1 protein-coding gene is annotated in these 527 nt (G+C 66.8%); it reads left to right on the forward strand.

The features are described 5' to 3' along the window. Positions 1 to 141: 141 nt before the first annotated feature. Positions 142 to 527, forward strand: a 386-nt coding sequence (locus tag AC1DQC_RS20240) for a glycosyltransferase family 2 protein (protein WP_477053013.1), incomplete at its 3' end; no start/stop codon positions are given.

Below are 527 nucleotides of genomic sequence, written 5' to 3' on the forward strand. Positions count from 1 at the left end.
GGCCCTGATGACGCTGGCGGTGTCGGTGTTCGGATTCCCCCCGATCCCGGCGCAGATCGCGATCACCGCGGTGACCGCGACCGCGAGCTTCTTCGGGTATCGAGATTTCTCCTTCAGTAGAAAGAAAAGGTCAGGTTCCGCATGACGCCTCGGGTCTCCGTCGTTGTTCCGGCGTACAACAACGCCGACTACATCGCCGAAACCATCGACTCGATCCTCGGACAGACCTTCGAGGACTTCGAGCTGATCATCGCCGACCACGCGTCGAGCGACGGCACCCTCGCCGCCCTCGCCCCGTATGCCGACGACCCCCGCGTCACAATCCTGCACACCCCCGCGGGCGGCGGCGCCAAGGCCAACTGGGACCGCGTGAGCCAGGCCGCGAACGGCGACCTGCTCAAGCTGGTGTGCGGCGACGACACGATCTTCCCGACCTGCCTGGCCGAACAGGTGGCGGCGTTCGACGAGCATCCCGACGCGGTCCTGGTCGCCTCGCAGCGCACTCTGGTCGACGCGGCGGGCAAGAC

Source organism: Cellulomonas sp. P4_H12 (assembly GCF_056400905.1).